The organism is Zoogloea sp. GW822-FHT05C07 (genome assembly GCF_058800215.1).
This window is the reverse complement of record NZ_CM179510.1, coordinates 3,796,720-3,809,104: the sequence shown is the minus strand read 5'-3', so window position 1 is coordinate 3,809,104 and position 12,385 is coordinate 3,796,720. Positions and strand designations below refer to the sequence as shown.

Annotated in this window: 10 protein-coding genes; 3 read left to right on the top strand and 7 right to left on the bottom strand. The window is 68.3% G+C overall.

Annotation, left to right across the window (positions count from 1 at the left end):
* Nucleotides 1-6 precede the first annotated feature (6 nt).
* From AC3QL2_RS17640 to AC3QL2_RS17610, 7 genes are all read right to left on the bottom strand, one after another.
* Nucleotides 7-1,233, bottom strand: a complete 1,227-nt coding sequence (locus AC3QL2_RS17640; RefSeq protein WP_493235135.1) for a type II toxin-antitoxin system HipA family toxin — start codon at nucleotides 1,231-1,233, stop codon at nucleotides 7-9.
* The gene (locus AC3QL2_RS17635; RefSeq protein WP_493235134.1) at nucleotides 1,220-1,555 is read right to left on the bottom strand and encodes a helix-turn-helix domain-containing protein; all 336 of its coding nucleotides are present in this window, start codon (nucleotides 1,553-1,555) and stop codon (nucleotides 1,220-1,222) included. The genes AC3QL2_RS17640 and AC3QL2_RS17635 overlap by 14 nt, the downstream gene beginning before the upstream one ends.
* 83 nt (nucleotides 1,556-1,638) lie before the next feature.
* On the bottom strand, nucleotides 1,639-2,565 hold the full coding sequence (locus AC3QL2_RS17630; RefSeq protein ID WP_493235133.1) for a DMT family transporter: 927 nt from the start codon (nucleotides 2,563-2,565) through the stop codon (nucleotides 1,639-1,641).
* 46 nt (nucleotides 2,566-2,611) lie between these two features.
* Nucleotides 2,612-3,124, bottom strand: a complete 513-nt coding sequence (locus AC3QL2_RS17625; protein WP_493235132.1) for a DUF934 domain-containing protein — start codon at nucleotides 3,122-3,124, stop codon at nucleotides 2,612-2,614.
* Entirely contained in the window at nucleotides 3,121-4,779 is a 1,659-nt protein-coding gene (locus AC3QL2_RS17620; protein ID WP_493235131.1) for a nitrite/sulfite reductase, read from the bottom strand. Before AC3QL2_RS17620 ends, AC3QL2_RS17625 begins: the two co-directional genes overlap by 4 nt.
* A 22-nt stretch (nucleotides 4,780-4,801) precedes the next feature.
* Nucleotides 4,802-6,208, bottom strand: coding sequence for a cytochrome c oxidase accessory protein CcoG (gene ccoG, locus AC3QL2_RS17615; protein WP_493235130.1), 1,407 nt, complete (start codon nucleotides 6,206-6,208; stop codon nucleotides 4,802-4,804).
* A gap of 95 nt (nucleotides 6,209-6,303) precedes the next feature.
* Entirely contained in the window at nucleotides 6,304-7,704 is a 1,401-nt protein-coding gene (locus AC3QL2_RS17610; protein ID WP_493235129.1) for an aminotransferase-like domain-containing protein, read from the bottom strand.
* Between the two features lie 170 nt (nucleotides 7,705-7,874).
* On the opposite strand from AC3QL2_RS17610, the gene AC3QL2_RS17605 reads away from it, so the two are divergent.
* The 3 genes from AC3QL2_RS17605 (at nucleotide 7,875) to AC3QL2_RS17595 (ending at nucleotide 12,385) form a co-directional block, all read left to right on the top strand.
* Nucleotides 7,875-9,956: an ATP-dependent helicase gene (locus AC3QL2_RS17605; RefSeq protein WP_493235128.1), complete on the top strand. Its 2,082-nt coding sequence runs from the start codon at nucleotides 7,875-7,877 to the stop codon at nucleotides 9,954-9,956.
* 78 nt (nucleotides 9,957-10,034) lie between these two features.
* A complete protein-coding gene (locus tag AC3QL2_RS17600) occupies nucleotides 10,035-10,541 on the top strand; it encodes a flavodoxin family protein (protein WP_493235127.1) in 507 nt (168 codons plus the stop codon).
* A 95-nt stretch (nucleotides 10,542-10,636) separates the two neighbouring features.
* Entirely contained in the window at nucleotides 10,637-12,385 is a 1,749-nt protein-coding gene (locus AC3QL2_RS17595; RefSeq protein WP_493235126.1) for a cation:proton antiporter domain-containing protein, read from the top strand.

Sequence of the window (12,385 nt, the reverse complement as noted above, 5' to 3'; positions counted from 1 at the left end):
CTGACTTCAGAGTCCCTCGGGGAGCGCCTGGAAGACATGCTCAACGGTGCGTAGCTCCTCATCCCCGAAACCCGCTTCGTAGAAGACGTCCCGCCAGCATTTCAGGGTCGTCCGCTGAATATCATGGATGACCGTCAGCGCTTCATCCCGCCTGAGCGTGAAGGCCTCCGCCACGCTGACGAGATTGGCGATGGTTCCGGCGCCGGAATCCCCGACCAGCATGGCGTGGTGATGGACGGCGTGGCGTTTCAAGCTGGGCACGATGTCGTAGGCCGGCGCCAGTTCAAAGGTGTCGCCCTGAACATGCAGGAGACCGTGGTTCAGCTCATGGTCATCCACGTTCTTCACGACGCAATTGAATACCATGCGACCGAAAAGCGCCTTGCGATGCGCCTCCGTGCAGCCGTAGCGAGGCATCCAGCGGGACAGGCGCGCATAGGAAGGCGTGGACACCGCGGCGTAGGCCGGGTCGGCATGAAAGACGCTGCGGGCACTCAGAAACCCGCGCCGGCCGATCCGGGCGTCGGTCACTTCCCGGTCGAACCGCCGCACCAGGCAGACATCCCGGCCATCCACTTCCCGGATAAGGGTTTCCGCCGTCGAGATTCCACAGAGCCGGCCCAGTTGCATGGTCGCGTGCTCCAGGCGCGGAATGCTGATGCGGGGCTCGTCGTCGATGCTGGGAAACTTGGCGATCCAGACTGCGTTGTTTTCGACGATATTGCACTTGGGGCGGGCGCCGCCGGTTCCCGGGTGCAGGGCTTTCAGCAACTCGCTATCGACGGGACGATCAGCTTCCACATCTTCCGCCGCAGCAAGCAACTGCGCCAGGGAGAACTCACGGCTCGCTTGCTCTTGCGGAACGTCCTTCGCCCCGCTCGAAAAGGCCAGTGCGCCGGCGCGGCCGGGATCGTTCCTGAGGATGTAGCCACGCGGATAATCCTGCTGGCCGACCAGCCGATCGATCACCTTGACGCCCCAGCGGTCCGGGCAACTGTCGAGAATCGCACCGGGAAAACCACTCAAGGACGTGAAGGTGAACTCGCCCTTTTTCAGCGGCAGGGCGACCGGGTCGATGGGAATGGCTTCCTGACGCTCCAGATAAGAGCGCCCGTAGGTGAAATGTCCGACCTTGCCGGCGGCGGTTTGCGACACGCTCAGCCGCCCGGCCACGACCGGCATCTGCTGGCCGGGCAGATAGACCCAGATGAAGAGATCCTCAGAAGTCATCATCGATCTTCCGTTGGACGTGTACGCGCTTCTTGGCCGCATCCAGCGCCAGCGACAACCCTTCCCTGTCCAGCCCCGGATCCGCTATCAGCTCGACCTCGTTGGCCAGACCGAGCAACCAGAGGACTTGCAGCACGCTGCCGATGGCGACCGTCTCCTCCCCCCGTTCAATCGCCTGGATGGTCGAGCGCGAGAGGCTGGTGCGTGCAGCCAGATCCTCCTGGCGCCAGTTTCGAAAGACTCTGGCCGCACGGATACGCCCCCCCAGACGCTGGGCGATCCGGGTGATCTCTTCTTGATAAACGGATGATTTCTGGCTTGCCATAGCAATCATTATTGGAAACAATGATTGCTATGGCAAGCCTACCTTGCGATTCGGCTGACAGCACGGATCGGCGACGCGGCCCCTCAGGCGCCCGCCCTGGCCGCCTGCCGCGGCGGCAGTGCGCACAGCACGGCGCCGGCCGACACCACCAGGATGCCGACGATCACGCGCGGGCCGATGGCTTCGTCGAGCAGCAACCAGGCGCCCACCGCAGAGACGCCCGGCACCAGGGCCAGCATCATCGAGGCCTGGCAGGCGCCGATCTTGTGGTTGGCGTAGCTGTACATGCTGCCCGCCACCAGCGCCGCGACGACGCCCTGGTAGACACATTGCAGCGCGATCTCGCCGGTCGGCGCCAGCAGCACCGCCTTCGGCAGCCAAAGCAGGTACACCGGCAGGTAGGCTACGCAGGAAAAGCTCGCCACGCCGGTGATCGCCAACCACGGGCGGACCTGCCAGCGGCGCATCAGCAGGCCGAAGATCGCCCAGGTCAGCGCAGCGGCGAAGAACAGCAGGTCGCCGATCCACTGGGCGCCGCCGCGGCCGGCCACCACGCTGTCGTAACCGATCAGCACCAGCCCGCAGGACGACAGCAGCAGCGCCAGCGCAATGTGGCGGGCGAGCCGGAAGCCGGCCAGCACGGCGACGATGACGATGGTCCAGAACGGGATGCCCCCGTTCACGAAGACGCCGGCGTGGGCGGTCGGCGCGAAGGCGAAACCGGAATACACCAGCAGCCCGTAGCCGAGCCCACCGAACAGGGCCAGCGCCATGTAGCGCGGCCAGTCGGCCGGCTTCACGCGGGCCAGGAAGAAAGGCAGGGCGATCAGGCCGGATACGCCGAAGCGCATCGCCGCGATGTCGAAGGGCGTCAGCACGCCCTTGCTGCCAAGGCGGGAGACGATGTTGAAGCCCGACCAGCACAGCACCACCACGCCGGCGGCCAGCAGGCCCTTGGTGTGGTCGGACAGGCCGGGACGGTCGGCAACAACATGATCGGCGGAATTCATCGGCAGGCCTCGGCAGTTCGGCCGGGGCGACACCCCGGCTCAGTTTTCAATCAACGCTCTCATTGTGGCTCAAGCCCCGGCTTTCCCCATGTCCGCCGAGTGGCGCCCATGAGTAATCCGCGAAGGCCGCCCGCGCCTCCTCCACCGCCTGGTCGGCGCGCAGCGCAAAGGCGTCGAAGCCGCAGCGATGCAGGAAGTACAGCTGGTCGCGCAGCACATCCCCCACCGCCCGCAGCTCGCCGCGATAGCCGTGGCGGTTACGCAGCAGGCGGGCCAGGGAGTAGCCGCGCCCGTCGGTGAACACCGGAAAGTGGATCGCAATCAGCGGAAGCGTGTCCAGCCACGGCAGCACCGCGTCGAGCCCGTCCTCCGCCACCAGCAGCACACCGGCCCGCTGCGGGTCGAGGTCCGCCCGATGGGCCAGCCACAGGGGCAAGGGCAGCAGCAGCGGCCCGCCCGCGGCGATGGCATCGGCGATGTGCGCCGCGCTGGCGTCGGCGTCGATGGGTTGCCAGCGGTCGGCGACGATCTCGCCATGCTTGAGGATCACGGCGCTCATGCTCCAGCTCCATACACGCGGGTCTTGAAGGGCTCCAGGCCGAGGCGCTCGACCGCGTCGATGAAGAGCTCCCCTTCGTGCCGCAGGGCCAGGTACACCTCCAGCAGGCGCTGGATCACGTAGGGGATCTGCGGCGCCGCGAAGGCCGGGCCGATCACCTTGCCGATGGCTGCCCGCGTACCTTCCCGGCCGCCAATCGTCACCTGGTAATACTCCTCGTTGTTCTTGTCCACGCCGAGGATGCCGATGTGCCCGATGTGATGGTGGCCGCAGGCATTCACGCAGCCGGACATGTTGAGTTCCAGCGGCCCGATGTCGAACTGATAGTCCAGATCCTCGAAGCGCTGCTGGACCGCCGCCGCCACCGGGATCGAGCGCGCGTTGGCAAGAGAACAGAAGTCGCCGCCCGGGCAGCACACCACGTCGGTCAGCAGGCCGATGTTGGGCGTCGCCAGGCCCAGCGCCCGCGCCCCTTCCCACAGGGCCGGCAGGTCGCGGCGGGCGACGTGGGGCAGCACCAGGTTCTGTTCGTGGCTGACGCGGATCTCGCCGGCGCTGAAACGCTCGGCCAGCTCGGCCACGCCGTCCATCTGCTCGGCGGTGGCGTCCCCCGGCGGCGAGCCGGCTTTCTTCAGGGACAGCGTGACGATGGCACGGCCGGGGTCGCGATGCGCCGCCACGTTGCGCTCGACCCAGCGGGCAAAGGCGCGGTTGCTCGCCAGCGCCGCTGCATAGACTGGGTCGGCCGCGTCAGCAGGCGGCAGATCGGCACGGGCGAAGAAGGCGTCCATGTCGTCGAAGGTCTGCTCGGCAATCATGCCGGGGCCGCCGCGGGTCCACGCCCATTCGTCCTCCACCTCCCGCGCGAAGCCGTCCAACGTCAGGTCCTTGACGAGGATCTTGATGCGCGCCTTGTACTTGTTGTCGCGGCGGCCGTAGCGGTTATAGACCCGAAGAATCGCCTCGAAGTAGTTGAGCAGTTCCTCGCGCGGCAGGAAGTCCTTCAGGCACTGGCCGACCATCGGCGTGCGGCCGAGGCCGCCACCGACGAAGACCTGGAAGCCGATCCGCCCGTCCTCGGCCACCCGCGCACGGGCGCCGATGTCGTGGAAGCGCACGGCGGCACGATCTTCCTCGCCGCCCGCGATAGCGATCTTGAACTTGCGCGGCAGGAACAGGAACTCCGGCGCCAGCGTGGACCACTGGCGGACGATCTCGCAGTAGGGGCGCGGGTCGAACAGCTCGTCGGCGGCCACACCGGCGAACTGGTCGGTGGTGATGTTGCGGATGCAGTTGCCGGAGGTCTGGATCGCGTGCATCTGCACGGCGGCCAGTTCGGCCAGGATGTCCGGCGTTTCCTCCAGGCGCACCCAGTTGAACTGGATGTTGCTGCGCGTCGTGAAGTGGCCATAGCCCCGGTCGTAGCGGCGCGCGATGTCGGCCAGCTTGCGCAGCTGGTAGGCCGCCAGCGTGCCGTAGGGAATGGCAACCCGCAGCATCGGCGCGTGGCGCTGGATGTAGAGGCCGTTCTGCAGGCGCAGCGGACGGAACTCGTCCTCCGCCAGGCGCCCGTCGAGGAAGCGCGTCATCTGGTCGCGGAACTGGACGACCCGGTCATCCACCAGGCGCTGGTCGGTTTCGTTGTAGCGGTACATGGTTTCGTTCTCGGGCAGTGGCTCAGGGCAGCACGAAGGTGCTCTTCTCGCTGACCTGGGTGTCGGGGTCCTGACGGGCCTTGATCAGGAAGGCGATCGGGCTAGCACCGGGCCTGGCGGCATCGGGCGGCGCGGCGACGGTCACGTGGACTTCGCGGATACCGCCGGCCTCGCCGGCAAAGTGGCTCGCGCCGACCAGCTGGATGCCGGGCAGGCCGCTCACCGCCACGTCGAAGTCGCGGTCTTCCTCGGCCAGGTTCATCAGCTTGAGGGTGTAGGCGTTCTCGATGAGGCCATCGGCGGTCTCCCGCGACAGGCTGCCCCGGTCGCGCAGCACGTCCACCAGCAGCAGCGAACGCTCGCTGAGGGTCCAGGCGCCGAGGGCCACGAAGACCCCGATCAGCCCGCCATACACCGCCAGCCGCGGCCGCCCGCTGCGGGCTGGCTGGCCGGCCAGCTCCTGCTCCGACGCGAAGCGGATCAGACCGACGGGCTTGGCGACCTTGGTCATCACGTCATCGCAGGCATCCACACACAGGCCGCAGTTGATGCACTGGTATTGCAGGCCGTCGCGGATATCGATGCCGGTCGGGCAAACCTGCACGCAGATGCCGCAGTCGATGCAGTCGCCCTTGCCTTGCGTTGCACCTTGCCCGGCGCCCTGCCCCGCCGCCTTCAACGCGGCCGCGCCCTTGCGCGGCTCGCCGCGGGCCACGTCGTAGCTGACGGTGCGGGTGGTGCTGTCGAACATCACGCCCTGGAAACGGGAGTACGGACACATGTGCTGGCACACCGCCTCGCGGGCAAAGCCGGCCTGCACGTAGGTGAACAAACCGTAGAAGATCAGCCAGAAGCCTTCCCACGGGCCAACGTTCCAGCCCGCCACCGCCGGCAGCAGCTCGCGGATCGGCGTGAAGTAGCCGACGAAACTGATCGCCGTCCACGCCGCCACCAGCGCCCACAGCGCGTATTTGGTGCCGCGCCGAGCCAGCTTGTCGAGGCTGGTCGGGGCCTGGTCGAGCTTCAGGCGGGCCAGGTGGTCGCCCTCCACCTTGGCCTCGATCCACATGAAGATTTCCGTATAGACCGTCTGCGGACAGGCGAAGCCGCAGAACAGCCGCCCCGCCAGCGCAGTGACGAGGAACAGGCCGGTGGCGGCGAGGATAAGCATGATGGCCAGCAGCAGCGCATCCTGCGGCCACAGCACCAGGCCGAAGAGGTAGAACTTCTCGTGGGGAATGTCGAACAGCACGGCCTGGCGGCCGCCCCACTGGAGCCAGCAGGCCCCGTAGAAGACCAGCTGGGTGAACCACACCATCGCCCAGCGGATCGTGTTGAATCGGCCGCGCACCTCGCGGGCGTGGATCTTTCCCTTCTTGCGGTACAACTCCAGTTTGGCTTCGCGGACCTTGCTGACAGGCTTGTTCATCTGGGTATTCCTCCTGGACCGGGAGTAGATCACCCGGCGCCGGATGGAAACAGATTCAGCCTGTCGTGTTTTTTATAGGTACAGAATTTCTGCCGCTACAGAAGCGCCCCCAACGTGGCGACCGCCGCCCGCCCGCGCTCGCCGAGGGGATGGCCGAAGTTGAGGCGGATGCAATGGCCGAACTCGCGCTTGGCCGAGAAGATCGGCCCCGGTGCGATGCTGATGCCCTGCTCCAGCGCCCGGCGGTGCAGCTCGAGGGCATCGGTGCCGCGCGGCAGCTCCGGCCACAGGAAGTAGCCGCCCTGGGGCCGCGCCAGCCGCGTGGCGGCCGGGAAATGGGTTTCGACGGCGGCCACCAGCGCCGCCTCCTGGGCCGCCAGCGTGCTGCGCAGCTGGCGCAGGTGCTTCTCGTAGCCGCCGTGCTTCAGGTAATCCGCCAGCGCGATCTGTACCGGCACCGTCGTCGCCAGGCTCAGGGACAGCTTCTGGCGCTGGATCGCCGCCGCGTAGCGCCCCGCCGCCACCCAGCCGATGCGGTAGCCCGGTGCCAGGCACTTGGAGAAGGACGACACGTGCATGACGCGCCCGTTCGGGTCCACCGCCTTGGTGCACAGCGGCGCCTCGGCACCGAAGTGCAGCTCGGCATACACGTCGTCCTCGATCAGCGGCACGTCGTGGCGGTCGAGCAGCTCCACCAGCGCCTGCCGCCGCTCGTCCGGCACCCGCGCGCCGGTGGGGTTGGCGTAGTTGAGCATGAACAGGCAGGCCTTCACCGGATGGTGGCGCAGCGCGTCCTCCAGCGCCGGCAGGCTGACGCCCTCGCGCGGGTGGCTGGGGATCTCGATGACCTTCAGGCCCAGCCGCTCGGCGGCCTGCAGGCCGGCGTAGAAGGTCGGCGACTCGATGGCGATCAGGTCGCCCGGCCGCGTCACCGCCTGCAGGCACAGGTTCAGCCCTTCCATCGCACCGGAGGTGATGACGATCTCCTGCGGCGCCACCGACGCGCCGTGGGCCAGGTAGCGCAGGGCCAACTGGCGGCGCAGCTCGTCGTTGCCCGGCGGCAGGTCGGTGACGGTGGCCAGCGGATCGAGGTGACGGGCGGCGGCGGCCAGGCAGCGCCCCAGCTTGTCAAGGGGATACAGGTAGGGGCTGGGAAAACTGGAGCCGAGGGGCACCACCGCCGGGTCCTTGACGCTGTCGAGGATCTGGAAGATGAAGTCGCTGACCTCCAGCGCCGTCGAATGGCCGACCGGGTGGGTCATCTCCGGCTCGGCCAGGCGCTGGCCCAGACGCGCCCGCACGAAGTAGCCTGATTTGGGGCGCGCATCGACGAGGCCGCGGCTTTCCAGCAGCGCGTAGGCCTGGGTCACCGTCACCGGCGCGATACCGTGGCTCTTGCAGGCCTGGCGCACCGACGGCAGGCGGTCGCCGGGGCGCAACACGCCATCGGCGATCAGGCGGGCGGTCTGTTCGGCAAGATCCTGATAGAGACTCATGGGCCGGATGGTAGCAGGCCCGCCTGCACTTGCAGCCCCCACCAAGCTGTATACAATTACAGCCAAAGAGAGACCGCCATGCCCCTTCGCCCCTTCCCCGCCCGGCACCACAGCCCCCTCCACTCGTCCGCCAGTGTGGCCTTCCAGGCTGCCGCGGGGAGCGCGTCCCGGTGAGCGGCACCATCGACGCCGCCGTGCCCGCCTACCTGGACAGCCTCAACGAAGTCCAGCGCCAGGCCGCCACCCACGGCGTCGGCACGCCGGACGGCGACGGGCCGCTGCTGGTCATCGCCGGCGCCGGTTCGGGCAAGACCAACACCCTCGCCCACCGGGTCGCCCACCTGCTGGCCCACGGCGCCGACCCCAGCCGCATCCTGCTGCTGACCTTCTCCCGCCGCGCCGCCGACGAGCTGGCCCGGCGCGTGCAGCGCATCGCCGCCAAGGTCTCGCCGCGCCACGCCCAGCTGGCCGCCACCGGTTTTCCGTGGGCCGGCACCTTCCACAGCGTCGGTGCGCGGCTGCTGCGCGAATACGCCGGCGCCATCGGCCTCGACCCGGCCTTCACGATCCACGACCGGGAAGACTCGGCCGACCTGATGAACCTGGTCCGCCACGAGCTGGGCCTGTCGGCCAAGGGCAAGCGCTTCCCGCTGAAAGGCACCTGCCTGTCCATCTACTCCGCGGTGGTCAATACCCGCGCGCCGCTGACCGACGTGCTGCTGTCCACCTTCCCGTGGTGCGCCGAATGGGCCACCGAGCTGAAGGCCCTGTTCCGCGCCTACGTGGCCGCCAAGCAGGCTCAGCAGGTGCTCGACTACGACGACCTGCTGCTCTACTGGGCCCAGATGGTCGGCGTGCCCGAGCTGGCCGCCGACGTCGGCGGACGCTTCAGCCACGTGCTGGTGGACGAATACCAGGACACCAACCGCCTGCAGGCCGAGATCCTGCTCGCCCTCAAGCCGGACGGCCGCGGCCTCACCGTGGTCGGCGACGACGCCCAGTCCATCTACAGCTTCCGCGGCGCGACGATCCGCAACATCCTCGACTTCCCCGGCCACTTCGACCCGCCGGCCCGCCAGCTCACGCTGGACCGCAACTACCGCTCCACGCAGCCCATCCTGGCCGCCGCCAACGGCGTCATCGGCCAGGCCAAGGAGCGCTTCTGCAAGGACCTGTGGAGCGAGCGCGCCTCAGCCGAGAAGCCGCGGCTGATCAGCGTCCGCGACGAGGCCGACCAGGCCGCCGGCGTCGTCGAGCGCATCCTCGCCCGCCGGGAGGGCGGCCTCCGGCTCAAGGCCCAGGCGGTGCTGTTCCGCGCTGCCCACCACAGCGTGCGGCTGGAGATCGAGCTGACCCGCCGCAACATCCCCTTCGTGAAGTTCGGCGGGCTCAAGTTCCTAGAAGCCGCCCACGTCAAGGACGTGCTGGCGATCCTGCGCTGGGCGCAGAATCCCCGCGACCGGGTGTCCGGCTTCCGTGCCATTCAGTTGCTGCCCGGCTTGGGGCCAAAATCCGCCGGACGCATCCTCGACAACCTGCAGGCCGCCCCGCCGGGTTGCCTGCTGCTCGCCGAACAGCCGGTGCCCGACAGCGCCCGCCTGCACTGGCGGGAATTCGCCGCGCTGGTGGAAGGGCTGGCCGAGGCCGGCGCCTGGCCCACGCCCGTCGAGAAACTGGCCTTATGGTACGAAGGCCAGATGGAGCGCCTGTTCGAGGATTTCAGCGTGCGCCAGGCCGACATCCAGCAACTGGCGCGCATTGCCGCCACCTACCCGAGCCAGGAACGCTTCCTCACCGAGCTGACCCTCGACCCGCCCGACGCCACCAGCGACGAGTCCGGCAAGCCGCTGCTCGACGAGGACTACCTGATCCTGTCCACCATCCACTCGGCCAAGGGCCGCGAGTGGCCGGCGGTATCCCTGCTCAACACGGTGGACGGCTGCCTGCCGTCCGACCTGGCGACCGGCAGCGAACGGGAGATCGAGGAGGAGATGCGCCTGCTCTACGTGGCGATGACCCGCGCCAAGGACCATCTCGACCTCTACGTACCGCAGCGCTTCTACATCAGCGGCCAGTCCTCCACCGGCGACCGCCACGTGTACGCCAGCCGCACACGCTTCATCCCCAACCGCCTGCTCGACCACTTCGAGACCTGCACCTGGCCCGAGGCCACCCCCGACACGCCGGCCAAGGCCGAAACCCGCCAGGCAGCTGTGGATCTGGCGGCCCGCATGCGCTCGATGTGGGATTGACCCGCAAGATTGACCGGCGGCATTGACCGATACGGAGCACCCGCCTAGTCTCGAAAGGCCTCCCGACGCCTTTCGACGATGACCGCCCCCGCCCGCAAGACCCTGCTGCTCGTCTATCACTCGTGGACCGGCGCCACCGAGCAGATGATCCACGCCGTCGCCCGCGGCGCTGCCGGCGAGCCTGATATCGACGTGCGCCTGCTGCGCGCCCCCGAGGCCGGCCCCGGCGACCTGTTGGCTGCCGACGGGTATGTCTTCGCGACGCCGGAGAATCTCGCTGCGATCGCCGGGCTGATGAAGGATTTTTTCGACCGCAGCTACTACGGCGCCCTCGATCGCATCAACGGCCGGCCTTACGCCGCGGTAATATGCGCGGGTAGCGACGGCAGCAACGCCGCCCGCCAGATCGCCCGCATCGCCACCGGCTGGCGCCTGCGCGACATCGCCCCGCCGCTGATCGTGTGTACCCACGCACAGACGCCGGAAGACATCCTGGCACCCAAGCACGTCCCCACTGACGAACTGGCCAAGGGCGAGGAACTCGGCGCCGCCTTCGCCACCGGGCTGGCGATGGGCGCGTTCTGACACAACGCAGCATAAATTTTCCGAATCGCCGAACCGCCACGCCCACGTGGCGTCGAACCTGCATGCCCTTGAATCCGCCCCCTTGCTGACTGCCGATGCCCCATAACGTCTCCCTGATCGCCCTCATCGCTGCCGGCCTCGGCCTGGCCATGGTCCTCGGCCTGGTGGCCACCCGCCTGCGCATGCCGCCGCTGGTCGGCTACCTGCTCGCCGGCGTGGCCATCGGCCCCGGCACACCGGGTTTCGTCGCCGACCTTCCGCTGGCCGGCCAGTTGGCCGAGATCGGGGTGATGCTGCTGATGTTCGGCGTCGGCCTGCATTTCTCCCTCGACGACCTGCTGGCGGTGCGCAAGATCGCGGTGCCCGGCGCCGTCGTGCAGATTGCCGTGGCCACCGGCCTCGGCGCAGCGATGGCCGTGTGGTGGGGTTGGCCGGTGGGTGAGTCGGTGGTGTTCGGGCTGGCGTTGTCGGTGGCCAGTACCGTCGTGCTGCTGCGCGCGCTGGAGGCGAAGGGCATCCTCGACTCCACCAACGGACGCATCGCCGTCGGCTGGCTGGTGGTGGAAGACCTGGCGATGGTGCTGGTGCTGGTGCTGCTGCCGGCGCTGGCGCCGCTGCTCGGCGCCAAGGACGCCGGCCCCCAGGCCGACGTATCGACTCTCGTGCTGACCGTCGGTATCACCCTCGCCAAGGTGTCGGCCTTCATCGCGCTGATGCTGCTCGTCGGCGGCCGCGCCTTTCCGCGCCTCTTGTGGCTGGTGGCACGCACCGGCTCGCGGGAGTTGTTCACCCTTTGCGTGATCGCCGCCGCAGTCGGCGTGGCCTACGCATCGGCGATCCTCTTCGACGTGTCCTTCGCGCTGGGCGCCTTCTTCGCCGGCATGATGATGCGCAAGTCCGAGTTCAGCCACCGGGCGGCGGAAGACTCCCTGCCGCTGCGCGATGCCTTCTCGGTGCTGTTCTTCGTATCGGTGGGCATGCTGTTCGACCCGCAGGTGCTGATCGACGCGCCCTTCAAGGTGCTCGGCGTGGTGTTCATCATCCTGTTCGGCAAGACCCTGGCCGCCATCGCACTGGTGCTGGGCTTCCGCTACCCCCTCAACACCGCGCTGACGGTGGGCGCCAGCCTGGCCCAGATCGGCGAGTTCTCCTTCATCCTGGCCGGCCTCGGGCTCGGCCTGGGGCTGCTGACGATGGAGGGGCAGAACCTGATCCTCGCCGGCGCGCTGATCTCCATCGCCCTCAACTCGGTGCTCTTCGCCGCCATCGAGCCGGCCCAGGCCTGGGCGCGGGCCCGCTCGGCGTGGGCACGCAAGCTTGACCTGCGGGACGACCCGCTGGCTGCACTGCCGATGACCACCGACCGCAAGCTGCTCTCCAACCAGGTGGTGCTGGTGGGCTACGGACGTGTCGGCCGCCACATCGCGTCCGCGCTCGACAAGCGGCACGTCCCCTACGTAGTGGCGGACAGCAACCGGGAAGTGGTGGAAACCCTGCGCAAGCTCGGCAAGGCCGCCGTCAGCGGCGACGCCTCCGACCCCATCGTGCTGGTCCAGTCCCACATCACCCGCGCAGCAATGCTGGTCATCACCTCACCGGACCCGCTGGCCAGCCGCAAGATGGTGGACATCGCCCGCAAGCTCAACCCGGAGATCGTCACGGTGCTGCGCGCCGACAGCGAGGACGACGCAGACCTCCTGCGCCGGGAGAAGCTCGGCCGGATCTTCGTCAGCCACCAGGAGCTGGCCGTCGGCATGTCCCAGTACGTGCTGTCCGAGCTGGAATTCGAGCAGGACAGCCATGGCCATGGTCACGGCCACTACTCCCATCACCACCACGGCTGA